At 33.0% G+C, this 1,546-nt stretch carries 2 protein-coding genes; both read right to left on the reverse strand.

What is annotated here, in order from left to right; translation table 11 throughout:
• A partial coding sequence (locus AC07XN_RS24350; protein WP_494744929.1) for an acetoacetate decarboxylase family protein occupies window positions 1-560 on the reverse strand: 560 nt, incomplete at its 3' end.
• Window positions 561-620: 60 nt separating this feature from the next.
• The gene (gene pyrF / locus AC07XN_RS24355) at window positions 621-1,448 is read right to left on the reverse strand and encodes an orotidine-5'-phosphate decarboxylase (protein WP_309916318.1); all 828 of its coding nucleotides are present in this window, start codon (window positions 1,446-1,448) and stop codon (window positions 621-623) included.
• Window positions 1,449-1,546 lie beyond the last annotated feature (98 nt).

The raw sequence follows: 1,546 nt of genomic DNA on the forward strand, positions 1-1,546 counted from the left end.
GTTAATAATGGTGATAAACGTGTAATATCCGGAAAATATCCTTTATCAACCTTAATTTTTTCTATTTTTAAAAATTTAATTTTTCCTTTAAAATTGAAAGTAGTAAGCATTAAGTCATTATTAAGTTTTTGCGCCAGCTTCAAAGGAAAAACATCGCTTTTGGCGGGAATACTCAAAAAACCTTTACTTAATTCAGCTTCAAAAATAACATGTTTATTGATGCTAACTTGTACTTTTTTTACACCATTTTTATCTTCAACCCATTCAAAATCAGCTTTTTCTTTTGGAATTCCCCAGTTGTTATATCCATTTAAAACACTTTCTTCTGAGGACACATAGATTTTACTAATTGAAAAAACTTTTGTCCAATCAAATGTAAACATTCCAGGAATAAATAATAATTCATAATATTTCCCAACATTTGAAGACTGGTAGTCTACCAACATGACTGTACCAAAGTAGCCTAGAAAACGTTTTTTTTGAAAATCTTCCATAAAACCATTCTCTACTACAAATTCCTTTGGAAACTTATAAATCAATGCATAAGCATTGCCAGTCAAATTCCACGGAGCGGGTTCAAGCCTGATTTCGCTATCATTTTGCATATCAAAGGTTTTCTACTATAAATAAGTAGCCAAATATGTTTGCATCTCTACCTGAACTTTAAGCGCTTCTTGAGCAGCCTTTTCTGCAAAATCTTCCCCAGATGAAGCATAAATAATGGCTCTAGACGAATTAACTAACAAACCACATTGTTTGTTCATACCAAATTTAGAAACTTCTTCTAAACTTCCTCCTTGTGCGCCTACGCCCGGTACTAGCAAAAAATGGTCAGGGACAATACTTCTGATTTTTTGAAGCATATCGGCTTTAGTAGCCCCTACTACGTACATTAATTGCTCAGAACTGCCCCATTCTTGAGATTTAGTAAGAACCTCCTCAAAAAGCTGTTTATCGTTGTTTAAAGTAAGATTCTGAAAGTCTTTGCTTCCTACATTTGAAGTAAGTGCTAGAAGAATTACCCATTTCCCATCAAAATCCAAAAAAGGCTTAACCGAGTCTTCACCCATGTAAGGTGCTACAGTTACTGAATCAAAATTCAATCCCGAAGATTTTTCATCAAAAAAAGCTCTGGCATACAAGCCCGAAGTATTGCCAATATCTCCTCTTTTAGCATCAGCAATAGTAAAACACTCTTTGGGAATATATGCTAATGTTTTTTGAAGACTTTCCCATCCTTTTGCACCAAAAGCTTCATAAAACGCAATGTTAGGTTTATAAGCAACCGCATATTGATGGGTTGCATCAATAATTTGTTTGTTAAACTCAAAAATAGGATCTTTTGTTTTTAATAAATGTTTGGGGATTTTCTGAATATCAGTATCCAAACCAATACATAGATAGGATTGCTTTTGTAAAATTTGCTCAAAAAGCTGCGACTTTGTCATTTATAAATGCTTAGTTTCTTTATAAAAAGTGCTAAGTTTAATTGGAGAAAAACTGCCTAATCAGAGGATTAAGCATCATTATATGAGCAATATTAATC

The sequence above is a fragment of the Arcicella sp. GW458-12-2-14-TSB2 genome (genome assembly GCF_059423785.1).